General features: G+C 70.3%; 16 protein-coding genes. 9 read left to right on the top strand and 7 right to left on the bottom strand.

What is annotated here, in order from left to right:
• Positions 1 to 320 precede the first annotated feature (320 nt).
• Positions 321 to 3,236 carry an FxSxx-COOH system tetratricopeptide repeat protein gene (fxsT, locus tag ACFYZZ_RS33555; RefSeq protein WP_389184089.1) on the top strand — a complete coding sequence of 972 codons (2,916 nt, stop codon included), beginning with the start codon at positions 321 to 323 and terminating at the stop codon, positions 3,234 to 3,236.
• 355 nt (positions 3,237 to 3,591) lie between these two features.
• Here the strand turns inward: fxsT and glnA are convergent, their stop codons facing one another.
• Positions 3,592 to 4,953: a type I glutamate--ammonia ligase gene (gene glnA, locus ACFYZZ_RS33560; RefSeq protein ID WP_389184092.1), complete on the bottom strand. Its 1,362-nt coding sequence runs from the start codon at positions 4,951 to 4,953 to the stop codon at positions 3,592 to 3,594.
• Between the two features lie 300 nt (positions 4,954 to 5,253).
• Between glnA and ACFYZZ_RS33565 the strand changes: the two genes are divergently transcribed.
• A complete protein-coding gene (locus tag ACFYZZ_RS33565) occupies positions 5,254 to 6,441 on the top strand; it encodes a globin domain-containing protein (RefSeq protein WP_389184094.1) in 1,188 nt (395 codons plus the stop codon).
• Positions 6,442 to 6,494: 53 nt separating this feature from the next.
• Here ACFYZZ_RS33565 and ACFYZZ_RS33570 read toward each other — a convergent pair whose 3' ends face one another.
• Together ACFYZZ_RS33570 and ACFYZZ_RS33575 are read right to left on the bottom strand one after the other, a co-directional pair.
• A complete protein-coding gene (locus tag ACFYZZ_RS33570) occupies positions 6,495 to 7,535 on the bottom strand; it encodes an FAD-dependent monooxygenase (protein WP_389184097.1) in 1,041 nt (346 codons plus the stop codon).
• 92 nt (positions 7,536 to 7,627) lie between these two features.
• Complete coding sequence (locus tag ACFYZZ_RS33575; protein WP_389184100.1) at positions 7,628 to 8,074, bottom strand: RrF2 family transcriptional regulator; 447 nt, start codon at positions 8,072 to 8,074, stop codon at positions 7,628 to 7,630.
• Positions 8,075 to 8,209: 135 nt separating this feature from the next.
• Here ACFYZZ_RS33575 and ACFYZZ_RS33580 point away from each other — a divergent pair, with 135 nt between their 5' ends.
• The 4 genes from ACFYZZ_RS33580 to ACFYZZ_RS33595 all read left to right on the top strand — a co-directional run bounded on the left by ACFYZZ_RS33580 (position 8,210) and on the right by ACFYZZ_RS33595 (position 13,831).
• On the top strand, positions 8,210 to 8,896 hold the full coding sequence (locus ACFYZZ_RS33580; RefSeq protein ID WP_389184103.1) for a DUF3105 domain-containing protein: 687 nt from the start codon (positions 8,210 to 8,212) through the stop codon (positions 8,894 to 8,896).
• The gene (locus ACFYZZ_RS33585) at positions 8,893 to 9,522 is read left to right on the top strand and encodes a DUF305 domain-containing protein (RefSeq protein WP_389184106.1); all 630 of its coding nucleotides are present in this window, start codon (positions 8,893 to 8,895) and stop codon (positions 9,520 to 9,522) included. The genes ACFYZZ_RS33580 and ACFYZZ_RS33585 overlap by 4 nt, the downstream gene beginning before the upstream one ends.
• Positions 9,523 to 9,731: 209 nt before the next feature.
• Positions 9,732 to 11,675 (top strand): protease pro-enzyme activation domain-containing protein, encoded by a 1,944-nt coding sequence (locus ACFYZZ_RS33590; protein ID WP_389184109.1) that lies wholly within the window; start codon positions 9,732 to 9,734, stop codon positions 11,673 to 11,675.
• A gap of 116 nt (positions 11,676 to 11,791) precedes the next feature.
• Positions 11,792 to 13,831 carry an NAD(+) synthase gene (locus tag ACFYZZ_RS33595; RefSeq protein WP_389184112.1) on the top strand — a complete coding sequence of 680 codons (2,040 nt, stop codon included), beginning with the start codon at positions 11,792 to 11,794 and terminating at the stop codon, positions 13,829 to 13,831.
• A 12-nt stretch (positions 13,832 to 13,843) separates the two neighbouring features.
• Here ACFYZZ_RS33595 and ACFYZZ_RS33600 read toward each other — a convergent pair whose 3' ends face one another.
• Complete coding sequence (locus ACFYZZ_RS33600) at positions 13,844 to 14,122, bottom strand: DUF397 domain-containing protein (protein WP_389184115.1); 279 nt, start codon at positions 14,120 to 14,122, stop codon at positions 13,844 to 13,846.
• On the bottom strand, positions 14,094 to 14,957 hold the full coding sequence (locus ACFYZZ_RS33605; RefSeq protein WP_389184118.1) for a helix-turn-helix domain-containing protein: 864 nt from the start codon (positions 14,955 to 14,957) through the stop codon (positions 14,094 to 14,096). Before ACFYZZ_RS33605 ends, ACFYZZ_RS33600 begins: the two co-directional genes overlap by 29 nt.
• Positions 14,958 to 15,072: 115 nt before the next feature.
• On the opposite strand from ACFYZZ_RS33605, the gene ACFYZZ_RS33610 reads away from it, so the two are divergent.
• Entirely contained in the window at positions 15,073 to 15,459 is a 387-nt protein-coding gene (locus ACFYZZ_RS33610; protein WP_389184121.1) for an ATP-binding protein, read from the top strand.
• Between the two features lie 39 nt (positions 15,460 to 15,498).
• Positions 15,499 to 15,999 carry a hypothetical protein gene (locus ACFYZZ_RS33615; protein ID WP_389184124.1) on the top strand — a complete coding sequence of 167 codons (501 nt, stop codon included), beginning with the start codon at positions 15,499 to 15,501 and terminating at the stop codon, positions 15,997 to 15,999.
• 32 nt (positions 16,000 to 16,031) lie between these two features.
• Here the strand turns inward: ACFYZZ_RS33615 and ACFYZZ_RS33620 are convergent, their stop codons facing one another.
• Positions 16,032 to 16,961, bottom strand: coding sequence for an alpha/beta hydrolase (locus ACFYZZ_RS33620; RefSeq protein ID WP_389184127.1), 930 nt, complete (start codon positions 16,959 to 16,961; stop codon positions 16,032 to 16,034).
• A gap of 108 nt (positions 16,962 to 17,069) precedes the next feature.
• On the opposite strand from ACFYZZ_RS33620, the gene ACFYZZ_RS33625 reads away from it, so the two are divergent.
• Positions 17,070 to 17,507 (top strand): MarR family winged helix-turn-helix transcriptional regulator, encoded by a 438-nt coding sequence (locus tag ACFYZZ_RS33625; RefSeq protein WP_389184130.1) that lies wholly within the window; start codon positions 17,070 to 17,072, stop codon positions 17,505 to 17,507.
• Positions 17,508 to 17,585: 78 nt separating this feature from the next.
• On the opposite strand, the gene ACFYZZ_RS33630 is transcribed toward ACFYZZ_RS33625, so the two are convergent.
• Positions 17,586 to 18,389, bottom strand: coding sequence for a HEAT repeat domain-containing protein (locus tag ACFYZZ_RS33630; RefSeq protein WP_389184133.1), 804 nt, complete (start codon positions 18,387 to 18,389; stop codon positions 17,586 to 17,588).
• Positions 18,390 to 18,453: the final 64 nt, after the last annotated feature.

Here is an 18,453-nt window from a genome sequence, read left to right on the forward strand (position 1 = left end):
GTCGTCCCCGCTGAGACGCACTGGGGCCGACGGTCCGCGACCGTCGGCCCCACGGGATCGTTTCGCCGGAAAACCGGCTCCGACCTGTCCTTACAGCACCGGCAAGTTCTTCCGCAGCTCGAACGCCGTCACCTCGGAGCGGTACGGGCCCGACTCAAAGGCTCGGCAGATTTACAGCGAGCTAAGTCCGCTATCCGTGACGTGCAGTTTTCCTCTGCGTGCTGCTGCTGGGGGATGCCTGGGGGGATGAGCGTCTGTTCCAGGTCTGCTCTGTGTCGCGAACAGCCGGTGGCCGGGGTGGGTGCGCGGGTACGGTCGGGGTGCTGGATCCGACCGTGTTCGAGGGGGTTTTGGTGGCGGGCGGGGAGGCGCGGTACGGCGCTGATGGCGGGGACAACATCGATTTCCGTGATGGTGTGTTCACCGGCCCGGTCACGGGCAAGGACGTCGACATCCACCACCATTACTACGGAACAGGGCGGCCGACGGCTGCGTGGCCGCATCAGGTGGGGGTGATCCCGCCGCGGGCGGGCTGTTTCCAGACCCGGGCCGAAGTGGTTCGGTTGCGTGAAGCCCTCACGGGTGGACGGGCCGCGGTCCTGGTGGGGCAGGACACGGTGCGTGGTCAGGTGCTGGCCGGGATGGGTGGGGTGGGCAAGACGCAGCTGGCCGCCGACTACGCCCGTACCGCTTGGCGGACCGGTGAGCTGGACGTGTTGGTGTGGATCACCGCGAGCAACGCGATCGCGGCCGCCTCCGGGTATGCGCAGGCTGCCGTGGAGATCCTGGGCGCCGACCCGGCGGACCGGGAAGCGGCCGCCCGCGCGTTTTTGGCCTGGCTGGAACCCAAGGCGAACGCGACGCCGTGCCGGTGGCTGGTCGTCCTCGACGACGTCACCGACCCCGCCGACCTGAACGGGCTGTGGCCGCCGGCCGGCCCGCACGGCCGGACCCTGGTCACCACCCGCCGCCAGGACGCCGCCCTGGCCGGCCGTCTGATCAAGGTCGGGCTGTTCACCGAGGCGGAATCCCTCGCCTACCTCACCGCCGCGCTGGGCGCCCGTAGCCGCCACGAGCCCGCCGAACAGCTCACCGCGCTCGCCCGGGACTTAGGGCACCTGCCGCTCGCGTTGTCGCAAGCCGCTGCCTACCTCATCGACGCCGGCATCAGCGCCGCCGCCTACCGGGGGCGGCTGGCCGACCGTGCCACCCTGCTCGCCGACGCCGCCCCCGAGGTTCTGCCCGACGGTCAGACCCAGAGCGCGGCGGCGGCCTGGTCGCTGTCCGTCGACCGTGCCGACACCCTGCGCCCGGTGGGCCTTGCCCGCCCAATGCTCCAGCTCGCCGCGTTCCTCAGCCCCGACGGCATCCCCGAAGCCGTTCTGACCAGCGCGCCCGCCCTGGCCCACCTGACCCGGCACCGCGCCGAAGACGGCTCTGAGGCAACACCTCAGAACGCACCTCGATCACAAGAGCAGGACAGGACTCCGGCGTCCGTCACTGCGAACGAGGCGGTCGGTGCTCTGCGGGCGCTGGATCGGCTCAGCCTCATCGACCACACGCCCGCCACCCCCCACCAAGCCGTCCGCGTCCACCAGCTCATCCAGCGCGCCACCCGTGACACGCTCACCCCCGACCAGCACGACCAGCTTGCCCGCACCGCCGCCGACGCCCTCACCATCACCTGGCCCGCCATCGAACGCGACACCGAACTCGCCCAGGCCCTGCGCGCCAATGCCACCACCCTCACCCGCACCGCCGCAGACGCCCTGTACCAGCCCGCCGCGCATGCGGTGCTGTACCGGGCCGGACGTAGCCTCGGCGAAGCCGGCCAGGTCACCGCCGCCACAACCCACTTCCATCGCCTGACCGAGACCACCGGCCACCACCTCGGCCCCGACCACCCCCACACCCTGACCGCCCGCCACAACCTCGCCCGGTGGCGGGGGGAGGCGGGAGACACCGCTGGCGCCGCAGCCGCGTACGAGCAGCTGCTGGCAGACCAGGTTCGGGTGCTGGGTGAGGACCACCCCGACACCCTGACCAACCGCAACGAACTCGCCCGGTGGCGGGGGGAGGCGGGAGATGCAGCCGGCGCAGCAGCCGCACTCAAGCAGCTGCTGGCCGACCGGCTGCGGGTGCAGGGTGAGGACCACCCCCACACCCTGACCGCCCGCCACAGCCTCGCCTACTGGCGGGGAGCTGCGGGGGATGCGGCCGGCGCCGCGGCCGCGTTCGAGGAGCTGCTGGCCGACCGAGTCCGGGTGCAGGGTGAGGAGCACCCCGACACTCTGGCCACCCGCAGCCACCTCGCTCGGTGGCGGGGGGAGGCGGGGGACGCGGCCGGTGCCGCAGCCGCGTACGAGGAGCTGCTGGCCGACCGGCTGCGGGTGCTGGGTGAGGACCACCCCTCCACCCTGGCCACCCGCCACAACCTTGCCGACTGGCGAGGGGAAGCGGGGGATGCGGCCGGCGCCGCAGCCGCACTCAAGCAGCTGCTAGCCGACCGGCTGCGGGTGTCGGGTGAGGACCACCCCGACACCCTGGCCGCCCGCAGCAACCTCGCCCGGTGGCGGGGGGAGACGGGAGACGCGGCCGGCGCCGCAGCCGCGTACGAGGAGCTGCTGGCCGACCGGCTGCGGGTGCTGGGTGAGGACCACCCCGACACCCTGACCACCCGCAACAACCTCGCCCACTGGCGAGGGGAGACGGGAGACACGGCCGGTGCTGGAGCCGCGTTCGAGCAGCTGCTGGCCGACTACGTTCGGGTGCTGGGTGAGGATCACCCCGGCACCCTGACGACCCGCAACAACCTCGCCTCCTGCCGGGGGAAGGCGGGGGATGCGGCCGGTGCCGCAGCCGCGTACGAGGAACTGCTGGCCGACCGGCGGCGGGTGCTGGGTGAGGACCACCCCCACACCCTGACCACCCGCAACAACCTCGCCCACTGGCGAGGGGAGACGGGAGATGCGGCCGGTGCCGCAGCCGCGTACGAGGAGCTGCTGACCGACCGGCTGCGGGTGCTGGGTGAGGACCACCCCGACACCCTGACCACCCGCCGCAACCTCGCCCGCTGGCGAGGGGAGACGGGAGATGCGGCCGGTGCCGCAGCTGCCTTGGCCGATCTACTGCCCCACGCCGTGCGGGTGCTGGGCGAAGACCACCGCAACATCAGGATCATCCGGGGCAGCCTCGCCTACTGGCGGGGGAAGGCGGAAGAGACACCCCGCGCCTGAAGGCTGGCGGGACCCGACGCCTCCCCGAGCCTGACGGGCTGGCCGTACGGGTTCCGGGGGCATTGGCGTACGCCTACGGTCCCGCTGCCTTCAACGGATGCCGCGCCTCACCGCCCTGCACTACGACGGCTTTCAAGACCGCCCACATTTCGGTGCCGACTAACGCCCGTGACCTGGCAGTTCATCCTTGCCGCGCGTCTCGCGAGCAGCATCCTGGCCAGAGGATGGCCAACGACACCGCCGGATATGGACGGCCCAGAGACGGCCCCACGGCTGCGAGACGCCGTGGGGCCGACGGATAGTGACCGCCGGCCCCCAAGGGATCGTTTCGGCGGAAACCCGCTCCGACCTGCCCTTACAGCACCGGCAAGTTCTTCCGCAGCTCGAACGCGGTCACCTCGGAGCGGTACTCCTCCCACTCCGACTTCTTGTTGCGCAGGAAGAAGTCGAAGACGTGCTCGCCGAGGGTTTCGGCGACCAGGTCGCTGCGTTCCATCAGGGTCAGGGCCTCGCCGAGGTTCTGCGGGAGGGGTTCGATGCCCATGGCGCGGCGCTCGGCGTCGGAGAGGGCCCAGACGTCGTCCTCGGCGCCCGGCGGGAGTTCGTAGCCCTCCTCGATGCCCTTGAGGCCGGCCGCCAGCAGCAGCGCGTACGCCAGGTACGGGTTGGCGCCGGAGTCCAGGGAGCGGACCTCCACGCGCGCGGAGCCGGTCTTGCCGGGCTTGTACATCGGGACGCGGACCAGGGCCGAGCGGTTGTTGTGGCCCCAGCAGATGTAGGAGGGGGCCTCGCCGCCGGCGCCGGCCGTGCGCTCGGAGCCGCCCCAGATGCGCTTGTAGGAGTTCACCCACTGGTTGGTGACCGCGGAGATCTCCGCCGCGTGCTTGAGCAGGCCCGCGATGAAGGAGCGGCCGACCTTGGAGAGCTGGTACTCCGAGCCGGACTCGTAGAACGCGTTCCGGTCGCCCTCGAAGAGGGAGAGGTGCGTGTGCATGCCGCTGCCGGGGTGCTCGGAGAAAGGCTTTGGCATGAAGGTCGCCTGGACCCCCTGCTCCAGGGCCACCTGCTTCATGACCAGGCGGAACGTCATGATGTTGTCCGCCGTGGAGAGCGCGTCGGCGTAGCGCAGGTCGATCTCCTGCTGGCCGGGGGCGCCCTCGTGGTGGGAGAACTCGACCGAGATGCCCATCGACTCCAGCATGGTGATCGCCTGGCGGCGGAAGTCCATGCCGACGTTGGTCGGGGTGTGGTCGAAGTAGCCCGAGTTGTCGGCCGGAGTGGGGCGGGAGCCGTCCAGCGGGCGGTCCTTCAGCAGGAAGAACTCGATCTCGGGGTGGGTGTAGAAGGTGAAGCCCAGGTCGGAGGTGCGGGCCAGGGCGCGCTTGAGCACGTAGCGCGGGTCCGCGAAGGACGGGGAGCCGTCCGGCATGAGGATGTCGCAGAACATGCGGGCCGTGCCCGGGGTCTCCGCACGCCACGGCAGGACCTGGAAGGTGGAGGGGTCCGGCTTGGCGATCATGTCGGACTCGTAGACCCGGGCGAAGCCCTCGATGGCGGAGCCGTCGAAGCCGATGCCCTCGTCGAAGGCCTGTTCCAGCTCGGCCGGGGCCACGGCGACGGACTTCAGGAAGCCCAGCACGTCCGTGAACCACAGGCGTACGAACCGGATGTCGCGCTCCTCCAAGGTCCGGAGCACGAACTCCTGCTGCTTGTCCATCTTCCGCTTCCCCATCCTTGCTGGTCAGGCCGCCTGGGAGCATCCCACCACAACACCGTTTCATGCGCGTTGCGGACCTTGATCGCCCCAGCGTCCTAGGCCTGAATGCCTGTCGTACGGCAGGTGTACTGCTCTGCCGCCCATCTTGCCTCCTCTCGCCGATATCCGTAATGGCCGGTCCGCTTCCCTCGTGAGCGACACCACACCCCTTTAATTTGAATCTGAGATGCAAGTTTTCATAGCGTGCTGACCAGCAGAGCCGATCCGTCGAGCCGAGCAGTCGAGCCGTGAGGAGTCACGATGCTGTCCGAGCAGTCCGCAGTCACCGTCCGCGCCAGCCTTCCCGCCGTCGGCGCGGCCATCGGCGAGATCACCGAGCGCTTCTACGCCCGGCTCTTCGCCGCCCACCCCGAACTGCTGCGCGACCTCTTCAACCGCGGCAACCAGGCCGCCGGCCTCCAGAAGCAGGCCCTCGCCGGCTCCATCGCCGCCTTCGCCACCCACCTGCTGGAGCACCCGGACCAGCGGCCCGACGCCCTGCTGAGCCGGATCGCCCACAAGCACGCCTCACTGGGCGTGGCCCCCGAGCAGTACCCGGTGGTCCACGAGAACCTCTTCGCCGCCATCGTCGAGGTCCTGGGCGAGGCCGTTACGCCCGAGGTCGCCGCCGCCTGGGACGAGGTCTACTGGCTGATGGCCAACGCGCTCATCGCCATCGAGAAGCGGCTGTACGAGGAGAGCGGCAGCACCGGGCGGCGGCCGTGGGAGGTCGTGGAGCGCGTCGAGGAGACGGCGGACGTCGTCACCTTCCGGCTGCGGCCCGCCGACGGCGGCCCGGTGCGCGACTTCCGCGCCGGCCAGTACGTCTCCGTCCAGGTCGAGCTGGCCGACGGGGCCCGGCAGATACGGCAGTACAGCCTGTCCGGCGCGCCCGGCGAGACGCTCCGCCAGTTCAGCGTCAAGCGCGTGCAGGGCGACGACGCCACGCCCGAGGGCGAGGTCTCGAACCACCTCCACGCGCGCGTGCGCGAGGGCGACGTCCTCGACCTCTCCGAGCCGTACGGCGACCTCGTGCTCGGCGACAGCACCGGTCGGCCGCTCCTGCTCGCCTCCGCGGGTATCGGCGTGACCCCGATGGTCGCGATGCTCGCCGCACTGGCGGCCGACGGCCACGATGCCCCGGTCACGGTCGTGCACGGCGACCGCTCCCCCGCCGACCACGCCCTGCGCGCCGACCACGAGGCGTACGCCGCCAAGCTCCCGGACGCGTCCACGCACTTCTTCTACGAGCGTGACGCCGAGCCCGGCACCCGCACCGGCCTGGTCGACCTCACCGACGTCACCGTGCACCCCGGCACGCGCGCGTACCTGTGCGGACCGCTGCCGTTCATGCGCGCGGTGCGCTCCCAGCTGATCGAGCAGGGCGTGGCTCCGGCGGACATCCACTACGAGGTGTTCGGACCGGACCTCTGGCTCGCCCAGGCCTGAGTACCTTGCGGCCACCGCCACGCACGGCCTGCGTGGCGGTGGCCGCAAGGTACTCAGGCCCCGAAGCGCCGTGCCCCCTCCCGGCCGATCTCCTGGTTCTCGGTCACGTACGGGCGCAGTTCCTGCTCGTAGGACTCGAAGGCCTTGGTGTGGTCGTCGGAGGCGGCGAGGTGGCGGGCGAGGGTGTGCGCGCCGATCAGGGCCTGGGAGGTGCCCATGCCGGAGGTCGGGGCGGCGCAGTGGCCCGCGTCGCCCACCAGGACAACGCGGCCCTCGGACCAGCGGTCCAGGTGCACCTGGCAGGCCGAGGAGAAGTAGAAGTCGGTGGCGGCGGACATGTCCTCCAGCAGGCGGGGCAGCAGCCAGCCCGCGCCGGCCATCCGGTCCCGGGTGATGCGCTCCTGCTCCGCGCGGTCCAGCAGGTCCAGCGCCGGGGAGTCGCTGGCGAAGGACAGGCTGACGGACATCCGGTCCCGGTCCGCCGCACTGAACATGTAGACCGCGCGGCCGGGGGTCTGCCACAGCGCTCCCCGGTGGTCCAGGCCGAGGTGGTTGGCCGTGCTGAAGCCGACGCCCGAGAGGCCGAGGTGGCGGATCGCCTCGGAGTGCGGGGCGAAGACCAGGCGGCGCACCACGGAGTAGATGCCGTCGGCGCCGACCACCAGGTCGTACGTGTCCGGGGCAGACCGCTCGAAGCCGACCCGGACACCGGTCGCGTCCTGTTCGATGCGGTTGATCGAGTCGTCGAAGACGTAGCGCACCACGTCGGCCGTGCGCTCGTGGAGGATGCGCGTCACCTCGCGCTTGGGGACCTCCAGCTCCCCGGCGAAGATCTCGGCCGGCAGCTCGCCGGCGTGGTCGCCGGCCGCGTCCAGGAGGTCGGTGCCGGTCATCCCGGTGGCGTGGGCGCGGACCTCCTCCAGGATGCCCAGCTCTTCCAGCACCTCGAAGGCCGGTCCCCGGAAGTCGACGGCGTAGCCGCTGTCGCGCAGGGCCGGGGCGCGCTCGACGACGGTCACCTCGTGACCGTCACGGTGCAGGAACCAGGCCAGGGCAGGACCGGCGACACTCGCGCCGGAGATCAGGATCTTCATACGTACCCCCGTTGTCGATCCATGCGGAGGTCCCAGCCTTCACGAGGCCCACGCCAGCGATCAACGGCCGTTTCCGGCCAAACGGCGGCCCTTCAGTCGCCCCGCGGTCCCCTGGAGATGCCCAGCAGCAGGGGCCCCGTCGGTTCGGCCACCATGTCGCCCACCGTCAGCGGGTCCAGCGTCGCGAAGAACGCCTCCTGGGCCCGGCGCAGGGCGCCCCGCAGGCGGCAGGCGGCGTTCAGGGGGCAGGGGGTCGTGCCGCCCTCGCAGTCGACGACGTCACCGTCCCCCTCGAAAGTGCGGACGACCGTACCCACGGAGGCCGTACGGCCCCGTTCGGTGAGGGCGAGGCCGCCGCCCCTGCCACGGCGGGCGTCGAGCAGACCCAGGTGCTGGAGTTCCGCCACGACCTTGGCGGCATGGGTGTACGGCACGTCCATGTCCGCCGCGACCTGGCGGGTCGTGGGGTTGGCGTCGCCGGCGACGGCGAGCCGCATGAGGACCCGCAGGGCCAGGTCGGTGGAGCGCAGCAACCGCATATCGTGAGGGTAGGTAATGCGCATCCGGGGTTCAAATTATTCGGTCGCCGAGCCCTCCCTACGGACCGGCGCTCCTTGCGCACTACGATCAGCGAGCCCCACTGTCCACGTCCGTTTCCCCCAGAAGGACACCTCATGGGTTCCGCCAAGAACAGCAGCAGCGCGGCGCGCAAGGCGCGCATCGAGGAGTTGCGGCGCGCCGAGCGTGCCCGGGAGCGCCGTAACCGGGCGCTCACCATCGCCGCCAGCGCGGTGGTCGTCGGCGGTCTCGTCGTCGGTGGTGTGGTTCTCGTGAACTCGCAGTCGGACGACTCCGGCAAGAACAACACGGTCTCCAGCGGTGACGCGAAGGGCTCCGGGGACTCCGGGCACTTCACCACCGGCAAGGACGGCGTGAAGACCTGGTCCGGGAAGCTGGCGCGGACGCACGTGACGACCCGGGTGTCGTACCCGATGCACCCGCCGGTCGGCGGCAACCACAACCCGGTGTGGCTCAACTGCAACGGCGACGTCTACACCAAGCCGGTGCAGGACGAGAACGCCGTGCACGCGCTGGAGCACGGCGCGGTCTGGGTGACGTACACCGACAAGGCGCAGAAGGCCGACGTGGACGCGCTCGCGGCCAAGGTGAAGAAGACGCCGTACTCGCTGATGAGCCCGTACCAGAACCAGGACGCCCCGCTGGTCCTGTCGGCCTGGGGTCACCAGGTGACCGTGAAGAGCGCGAGCGACCCGGAGGTGGACAAGTTCTTCGCCACCTACGTGCAGGGCGCCCAGACGCCCGAGCCGGGCGCCTCGTGCACCGGCGGGATCATGAAGTGAGGCGGCAGCACATCGGCTGGGTGGCGGGCGCCGCGGCAGCGGTGCTCGTCGCGGCCGGGGCGATCACGTACGCGGTCGCCGAGGACGGCGGATCGGACCCGAAGACGCCCACGGCCGAGTCCGCCGACGCCGGGTTCGCGCGGGACATGGCCGTCCACCACCAACAGGCCGTCGAGATGTCGTACATCGTGCGGGACCGCACGCAGAACGAGGAGGTGCGGCGGCTCGCGTACGACATCGCGCAGACGCAGGCCAACCAGCGCGGGATGCTGCTGGGCTGGCTGGATCTGTGGGGGCTGCCGAAGGTGTCGGCCGATCCGCCGATGACCTGGATGGGCATGGGCGACATGGCCTCCGGCAAGGACGGCGCGCTGATGCCGGGCATGGCGACCAACACCGACCTGAAGAAGCTCCAGTCGCTGAGCGGCAAGCAGGCGGAGGTCCTCTATCTCCAGCTGATGACGGACCATCACAAGGGCGGTATCCACATGGCCGAGGGGTGTGTGGCCAAGTGCACCGTCGGGGTGGAGAAGCGGCTCGCGCAGGGCATGGTCGACGCGCAGCGGTCGGAGATCGAGCTGATGGCCGGCATGCTCAAGGAACGGGGCGCACAACCCCGTTCGTAAGCCGCGATGCGGACGAAAGCCTCAAATCGCCCTCGATGACGATTACTTGAGCTTCTCTTGACCTTTGCGTTCCCCTGGCATGAACGGTTCATCGAAAGAGTGGCCCCCATCGTGTGATCCCTTCGCGGGCCGACGCCGCCGCGGGCCGGTGTGCGGATCCACGACGTACCGACCACTACATGCATGCGAACCGCATCGCAGGGGGTTCTATGAGATCCAACCGCGCCAAGGTGCGCGCCGGCGTGAGCATGGCAGCGACACTGCCCATGATCGCCGGAGCGCTGGCGTTCGGTATATCCGCGGCGCACGCCGCGGACACCCCGGCCCGTGACGCACTGGCGGGCACCAAGCCCGCGTGGGCCACGGCCAAGGCGGACAAGGGTGCCACCGCAGACAACGCCCAGGTCAAGGCCCGCGTGTACCTGGCCGGCCGGGACCGGGCCGGACTCGCCGCCTACGCGAAGGCCGTGTCCGACCCCAGCTCGCCGCAGTACGGCAAGTACCTGAGCGCCAAGAAGGCGCAGGCCCGCTTCGGGGCCACCAAGGCCCAGGTTGCCGCGGTCAAGTCCTGGCTGAAGGCCGCCGGGCTCCAGGTCACCGAGGTCACCTCGCACTACGTCGCCGTCTCCGGTGACGTCGCCGCCGCCGAGAAGGCGTTCGGCACCCAGCTGCACGAATTCGCCAAGGGTTCGAAGACCTACCGCGCCCCGGCGAAGACCGCCTCGGTGCCGGCCGGTCTGCAGGGCGCCGTGCTGACCGTCACCGGTCTGGACAACGCCCCGCACAAGTCGACCCACGACGAGCAACTGCCGCCGCCGGACGACGTGTTCAAGAACTCCGGGCCGTTCTCCTCGTACTTCGGCTCGAACATCGCGACCACGCTGCCGGACGCGTACGGCGGGAAGATCCCGTACGCGATCAAGGGCTACACCGGCAAGCAGCTGCGTGCCGCCTACGGCGCGGGCGACTACACCGGCAAGAACGTGCGCATCGCGATCACCGACGCGTACGCCTCGCCGACCATCGCCTTCGACGCGGGCAAGTACGCGCTGAAGAACGGTGACGCGGCCTGGAAGACCGGCCAGCTGCACCAGGTGCTGCCGAAGAACTACACCAAGACCAAGGAGTGCGGCGCGGCCGGCTGGTACGGCGAGGAGACCCTCGACGTCGAGGCCGTGCACGCGGTCGCGCCGGCCGCCGACGTCACCTACGTGGGCGCCGCGTCCTGCTACGACGACGACCTGCTGGACTCGCTCAGCAAGATCGTCGACAACCACCTGGCCGACATCGTCTCCAACTCGTGGGGCGACATCGAGGCCAACCAGACGCCGGACCTCGCGGCCGCCTACGACCAGGTCTTCCAGCTGGGCGCGGTCCAGGGCATCGGCTTCTACTTCTCCTCCGGTGACAACGGCGACGAGGTCGCCAACACCGGTACGAAGCAGGTCGACACCCCGGCCAACTCGGCGTGGGTGACCGCGGTCGGCGGTACCTCGCTGGCCGTCGGCAAGGGCGACACGTACCAGTGGGAGACCGGCTGGGGCACCCAGAAGGCTCTGCTGTCGGCCGACGGCAAGAGCTGGACGAACTTCCCCGGCGCGTTCACCTCGGGCGCGGGCGGCGGCACCAGCAAGACGGTGGCGCAGCCGTACTACCAGAAGGGCGTCGTCCCGGACAAGCTCGCCAAGGCCAACAGCGCCGACGGCAACCGCGTCGTCCCGGACATCGCGGCCATCGCCGACCCGAACACCGGCTTCCTGGTCGGCCAGACCCAGACCTTCCCGGACGGCACCCAGCAGTACAGCGAGTACCGCATCGGCGGCACCTCGCTGGCCGCCCCGGTGATCGCCGCGGTCCAGGCCCTGGCCCAGGAGGCGCACGGCGGCAAGGCGCTCGGCTTCGCCAACCCGGCGATCTACGCCAAGTACAACAAGAAGGGCGTGTACCACGACGTCACGGACAACCCGACCGGCTCCGGCCTGGCGGTGGCCCGTATCGACTTCGTGAACGGCCTCGACGCCTCCGGCGGCCTCGCGACCTCGGTCCGCAGCCTCGGCAAGGACAGCTCGCTGTCCGCGGTGAAGGGCTACGACGACGTCACCGGCGTGGGCTCGCCCGCGGGCGGCTACGTCCAGTCGTACCGCCGTCACTGATCGCGCCGGTGATCGGCTGACGCCGGTCCACTGACGCGTTGGGCGCTCCAGGGGGGCGTGGGGTACACAACACCCCACGCCCCCCATCGCGTCGCTCTGACGATTACACTGGGCCAGTGCCTCCGTTGAACTTCTGGTCGATCTATCAGCATGGCTTCGCACGCGTCGCCGCGTGTACGGGTCACACCGTCATCGCGGACCCGCATGCCAACGCCGAAGCGGTCCTGCGTCACGCACGCCGGTGCGCCGAGGAGGGCGTCGCCGTCGCCGTCTTCCCGGAGATGGTGCTGTGCGGCTACTCGATCGAGGACCTGCTGCTGCAGGACGCGCTGCTCGACCAGGTCGAAGAGGCGCTCGGCGAGGTGGTGACCGGGTCGGCGGACCTGCTGCCGGTCCTGGTCGTCGGCGCCCCGCTGCGCCACCGCAACCGGGTCTACAACTGCGCGGTGATCGTGCACCGCGGCCGGATCCTCGGTGTGGTCCCCAAGTCGTACCCGCCGAACTACCGGGAGTTCTACGAGCGCCGGCAGATCGGCGACGGCGCGGACGAGCGCGGCGGTTCGATTCGCGTCGGCGGCGAGGCAGTCCCCTTCGGCGTGGATCTGCTGTTCGCGGCGGAGGACGTCCCCGGTCTCGTACTGCACGCGGAGATCTGCGAGGACATGTGGGTGCCGGTGCCGCCCAGCGCGGAGGCGGCCCTCGCCGGTGCGACCGTCCTCGTCAATCTCTCGGGCAGCCCGATCACGGTCGGGCGGGCCGAGGACCGCAAGCTGCTGTGCCGCTCGGCGTCCTCCCGCTGCATCGCCGCGTACGTCTACGCGGCGGCCGGCCTCGGCGAGTCGACCACCGACCTGTCCTGGGACGGCCAGACCATGGTCTACGAGAACGGCGCGCTGCTGGCCGAGTCCGAGCGGTTCCCGCTCGGCGACAGTTACGCGGTGGCCGACGTGGACCTCGACCTGCTGCGGCAGGAGCGGCAGCGGACGGGCACGTTCGACGACAACCGCCGTACGCACAGGGCGCGGACGAGTGACTTCCGGACGGTGGGGTTCGAACTCGATCCACCGCTCACCGACCTGGGGTTGCGCCGTCGCCTGGAGCGCTTCCCGTTCGTGCCGGCCGACCCCGACCGCCTCGCCCTGGACTGCTACGAGGCGTACAACATCCAGGTCGAGGGCCTCCAGCAGCGCCTCGCGGCGATCGGCGGCCCGAAGGTGGTCATCGGGGTGTCCGGCGGCCTGGACTCCACGCACGCGCTGATCGTCGCCGCCCGCGCGATGGACCGCGCGGGCCGCCCGCGCAGCGACATCCTGGCCTGGACCCTGCCCGGCTTCGCCACCAGCGACCACACCAAGGACAACGCGCATGCGCTGATGCGTTCCCTGGGTGTCACCGCGGCCGAGCTGGACATCACGCCGACCGCACGGCTGATGCTGCAGGAGATGGGCCACCCGTTCGCCTCCGGCGAGCCGGTGTACGACGTCACCTTCGAGAACGTGCAGGCGGGCCTGCGCACGGACTATCTCTTCCGGCTGGCCAACCAGCGTGGCGGCATCGTGCTCGGCACCGGCGACCTGTCGGAACTCGCCCTCGGCTGGTCCACGTACGGCGTGGGCGACCAGATGAGCCACTACAACGTCAACGGCGGAGTGCCGAAGACTCTGATCCAGCACCTCATCCGCTGGGTCATCAGCAGCGGCGAGTTCGACGACGAGACCGGCAAGACGCTCGCCGCAATCCTCGACACGGAGATCAGCCCGGAGCTGGTGCCTGGTGAGGAGATGCAGTCGACGGAGTCGAAGATCGGCCCGTACGCACTGCACGACTTCACACTCTTCCACGTGCTGCGGTACGGCTTCCGGCCGTCGAAGATCGCCTTCCTGGCGTGGCACGCCTGGCACGACGCGGAGGGCGGTGCCTGGCCGCCGAACTTCCCCGAGGCCAAGCGGGTGGCGTACGACCTGCCGGAGATCCGCCGCTGGCTGGAGGTCTTCTGCCGCCGCTTCTTCGGGTTCGCGCAGTTCAAGCGATCGGCCATGCCGAACGGGCCGAAGGTCCTGGCCGGCGGTTCGCTCTCCCCGCGGGGTGACTGGCGTGCGCCGTCGGACAGTTCGGCACGGACGTGGTTGCGGGATCTTGAGCGCTTCGACCTTTGAGTAGCCCCCGGGTCAGCCCTTGAGCGAGGCGACGAAGGGGGCCCAAGCAGTAGCGCTGAGGATTAGGGCAGGGGAATGGGGGGTCTTGGAGTCGCGGACGGGGACGAGTCCGGGGATGTTGTGGGCGACTTCGACGCAGTTGCCGCCGTCACCGTTGCTGTAGCTCGACTTGCGCCAGAGGGCGGCGCCGGGAAAGTCGCTGGCCACTTCGACGCAGTCCCCGCCGTCCCCGTTGCTGTAGCTGCTCTTGAACCAGAGCGCGTCACTCAAGTCGATCCGGTTGCTTGCCATTTCGGTAATCCTCTGCGGCTGCCTTGATCATGTCGAGGGACGTGTCTGGTGACAGCGCGACGGCCCTGAGCCGATCGTATGCCTTGCGGTACTGCTTCACGAGGGCCGGATCGTCGATGGTGTCCCCGCTGTAGGACGCCTCGGTGTAGAGCAGCGGCGGCGCGTCCGGGAAGGTCATGACCTTGATGGAGGCGGCCATCAGGGGATACGCGCCGCACGTCCGCGGAACGATCTGCGGAGTGATCCGGCGCCGCTCGGCCAACTCCACGACCCGGTCCAACTGTTCGGCCATCTCCAGCGGAGGAAGGATCGGGTCCGCGATCAGCGACTCGTGCAGGACCGCCCAGTACTCCGGGGTGGAGTGATCCTCCTCGACGAGGCGGGCCCGGGCGAGTCGAGCCGTCACCTTCTCCTCGACCCACTCGTCGGAGGCCGCCGGGTGGGCCGACCGGACCAGCGCCCGAGCGTACGAGGCGGTCTGGAGCAGCCCGGGGAAGGTGATGGGGCACCACTCCTCAATGGCTTCCGCGTACTTCTCCGCCTCCAGGACCTTCTCGAAGTAGGCGGCATGCGGCCCCCTCCGCGCCTTCCGCACATCCTCACAGTGCCGCTCGAAGAACCCATCGGTGTTGAGCACCCGGTCCGCATGCCGAGCCAGGTCGAGCGGCATCCTCCGCTCCCCGTGCTCGATGTCGCTGAGGTACGTCTTGCCGTAGAAGCTGCCCTCAAGGAACGCCTCCAACGACATCCCCGCCGCCTCCCGCTTCCACCGCAACTCCTTGCCGTAGAAGGTCGGGACGCTCATCGAGCCGTCGATGTCCTTGCGCCGTGCCATGGTTCACCTTCCGCTGCCCTGGTCGCGAACGCGAAACCCCCTCCACCGTACCGATCCCGACGACACTCTGTGAGGCATTCATCACACAACGCACAGGAATGGGAAGACCCCACCCATGCCCGACCACTCCCCCACAGCTCGGGAACTGCAACTCGACCTGCTCGCCACACCGAAGGCCGTACCGGAGCTGCGCCACCACCTCCGCGCACACGACTTCGAAGTCCGCTTGTGTGCAACGGAGTTACTGACGAACGTGATCGACCACCTCGGCGAGGGCACCCCGGTGACGGTCCGCGTCACCGGCACACCCCACGGCCACACCCGCGTCGAGGTGACCGACCCCGACCCGCGCGCCCTGCCAGTACTCCTGTCCGCCGCCGGCATGGCCGAGTCCGGCCGGGGCCTGGCCCTCATCGAGGCGCTGGCCCATCGGTGGGCCGTGACCCCGGAGGCGGACCGCAAGACGGTCTGGTGCGAACTGACCGGGCCGCTGATGGTCTGATGGCAGGGCTATCTCGAGCCATGTGAAAGGTGACAGTGCGTGGGAAGTCTGTTGAAAGGCATCTCTGGCATCCGCTGGGGGGAACTGCGCGACGCGCGACAGCTCCCCGCCGGGAACATCCCGCCGCTGCTCTCCCGGATCGCGTACGGAGGTGAGGACACTGCCCGCCTCGCGATCGATGAACTCGGGGACTGCATCTGCGCGTTGGGGTTCGTAGTCGGCGAGGCGACCGCCTCGACGGTCCCATTCCTCCTGGAACTCGCCGGGGCCCCGTACGTGCCTTGCAAGGCCGAGCTGTTGGAACTACTGGAGAGCATCTACCGGACCGTGAGTTGGCACTCTTCGGCCGTGGCGGCCGGCGGCCCGAAGCGCACGAGCTTCCGGGAGCAGCCTGCCTGGGAGGTGGCAGCCCGGGGAGCCGTACGCGCAGGCCGACCGGTCGTCGAGGGCCTGGCCTCATCCATGCGACGGGAAGAGGCCGAACCAGCACGGAAGCTGCTGCTGACGATGGATGAAGCGCCACCGTTCCCGGACCTCTGAGGGGAGTTGTACGGAGGCCTTCGGGGTCGGTGTCAGTGGACCGGTTCGAGATGGTCGGCGTCCGGGCGCCCGGCGCTCAGGTGGGCGGTGAGGAAGCGGGCGGCGCGGTCGAGTGCGGCGTCCGCCTCGTCGAGGCGGCCGTAGTGGTGTTGGAAGACGTGGGGGAGGCCGGGGCCGACTTCGAGCGTGACCTCGACGCCGTCGGCGCCCGCGCGGCCGGCCAGCCGGACCGCGTCGTCGAGGAGTACCTCGTTCGCCCCGACCTGCACGAGGAGTGGGGGCAGTCCGGTGAGGTCGGCGAACACCGGACTGGCCAGGGGATGCGCCCTGTCGCCTGCGCCGACGTAGAGATCGGCGTAGGCGCGCAGGTCGGCCTCTGTGAAAATGGGGTCGGCGCTCTCCTTGGAACGGATGCTTCCTCCGGCGAGGGTGAGGTCGGCCCAGGGGGAGAAGACGACCACGGCGGCTGGTTGCGGCAGCCCGGCCTCCCGGGCGGCGAGCAGCGTGGCGATGCTCAATCCGCCACCGGCGGAGTCACCGGCCATGACGAGGTCCCGCGGGTCGGTGCCCGACGCCAGCAGCTCGCGGTAGGCCGCGAGTCCGTCGTCGACAGCCGCGGGGAAAGGGTGCTCGGGCGCCAGCCGGTAATCCACCGACGTCGCGCGCAGCCCGGCGCGGCGGGCCAGTTCACCGACCAGCCCTGCGTGGGTGTCCGGTGAGCCGATGACGTAGCCGCCGCCGTGCAGGTAGAGCAGTCGGCCGCGGCCGGAGGCTTCGGCCGGCTCCAGCTCCAGTATCGGCCGCCCGCCCAGGACGGCCCTGCGGGTGACCATGCCCTCCGGCGCGGGGCGGGTGACAGCCGCGGCGAAACCGCTGCGCTGCTCCTCGGGAGTGGGCCGGATCTTGCTGCGAGGGGCGGAACGGAGTATGGCGTCCAGGGCGTCGCGCTGCTGTCGGGACATGCGGGGCCTCCACGGGTCGGGGTGCGAGGATAGATTCCTGGGAATCCACCTGCCTGACCCCAACCGGATTCCACGGAAGATGATTCCCGGGAATCTACTGGAGCTGATATGAGCCACATCACCCCGATCTTCTCCGATCTGGTCCGCGTCGAGACCCGGCTCTACAACGCGGTGAGCGCCCGGTTGCGCGACGAACAAGGGCTGGGGCTGGGACAGTTCGAGCTTTTGGAGATCATCGACCGCGTGCCGGGGTGCCGCGTGCTCGACATCGTCGGCGAACTGGCGATCACCGTGGGGGCCGTCAGCAAGGCGGTCGACCGGCTGGTGGCTGCGGGCTGGTGCCTGCGGGTCGCGCACCCCCAGGACCGCCGCTCGTCCGTCCTCCGCCTCACATCCGCGGGTGAGAAGCAGTTGTCCGCTTCCCGCCCCATTGTCGAAAGCGAGCTCATCTCACTGACCGCGGTGGTTCCCCCCGACGACCTGTCCCGCATCGCCTCAACCCTGGCCATCCTTCGCGCAACCCTCGAGGCGGGCCCCCAGAGTTGAGTGACGCTGCTCGGGAGTTCCAGAGAAGCCCCGTGAGAACTCTCCCGTCTCCAGGTCCAGGCGGTGTGCCTGCCTGAGTCAGTCGTCGTCGCTGACCACCTCCACGGCCTCCCTGACATCCGGGTCGGGGTCGTCCGCGAGGTCTTGCAGCAGCTCGGCGACACCTGGTGTGGACCAGCCGGCGACCGCCCACACCAGTGCCTCCCGCACCCCGGGGTCGGGGTGGGCGGCCAGGTGGGCAAGCTGGGCGAGCGGGCCCCGGCGCCGCATGCCGAACCAGTGCAGAGCCTCCCGCAGCACGGCGGGGTCTCCCGGTTCGCCGGCCGCCGCGACCCTCGCGAGCAGCACCCTCGCCGGTGGCGCTGGGCCGTCCAGCGGATGCGGCAACCGCTCGCGCAGGCGCCGCGCCCCGTACCCGCCGCGCACCCGGCATCCGAAGCAGGTGCAGGGGCGCACACCATGCGCGTCGGGCAGGTACCGCCAGCCCGCCACCTGCGGTGCGGTACGGATCCGGTGCACTTCGCGCGGCCCGATCGCCCGGGGCACGAAGACCTCCCACCCGCGCGGGTCCTCCAGTACCGCGATCCGCCGCACCGCCTCGGCTGCGGACGCGGTGGCCTGGGTGCCCCGTCTCCGGTCCGCGTACCGCCCGACCAGCACCTCCTGGTCGTCGTCCAGCCGCACATGCACGGCGACAAGCCCTCCCCGACTGCCGAAACGGGCCAGCTCGCGCAGCCATTGGTGGGTGAGCGTGTACGACGGCAGCACCGGGAAACAGAACACCCCGCGCCCACCGCCCTGTCCGTGACTGACGGCACGGATCCCGGACCGCCGGATCCGCGGCGCGTTCGCCGCCGACGTCAAGTGCACGAACATCGCCATGGGCGGCATGCTAGGTGGCTGGTCCAGTTCGTGCAGTGCCTCGTATGACTGGAGTTCGGGGGCC

The organism is Streptomyces sp. NPDC001816, from assembly GCF_042892235.1.
In the GTDB taxonomy this organism is placed as follows: Bacteria; Actinomycetota; Actinomycetes; order Streptomycetales; family Streptomycetaceae; genus Streptomyces.